Annotated in this window: 1 pseudogene; it reads right to left on the bottom strand. The window is 68.8% G+C overall.

Annotated features, from left to right (window positions below):
• Nucleotides 1-240 (bottom strand): annotated as a pseudogene (locus EN804_RS36445) (peptidase M3); the annotation flags it as partial.
• Nucleotides 241-292 lie beyond the last annotated feature (52 nt).

Below are 292 nucleotides of genomic sequence, written 5' to 3'. Positions count from 1 at the left end.
CTCGCCGCTGCGCTCCATCGCCACGATGGTGTTGTCGAAGGTGGCCGGCTCACTGCTGTCGGCGATCTTGCGCACGTCGGCCAGGTGCTGGCGCATGCCCTCTTCGAACGCCGGCAGGTAGTCGCTGTCCTTGATCTTGTCGAACGGCGGGGCCTGGAACGGCAGCGTGCTGGCACTCAGCAGCGGATTGGTGGAGGCTTCGGCCGGCTGCTGGGCCGTGTTCTTCTGGGCCTCGGACACGGGGGGGGACTCCTTGCCGGAACAGGCCGCCAGCGCCAGGCTGATGGCGGCG

Source organism: Mesorhizobium sp. M8A.F.Ca.ET.161.01.1.1, from assembly GCF_004792105.1.
GTDB lineage: Bacteria > Pseudomonadota > Alphaproteobacteria > Rhizobiales > Rhizobiaceae > Mesorhizobium.
This window is presented reverse-complemented; position numbering and strand designations above follow the sequence as displayed.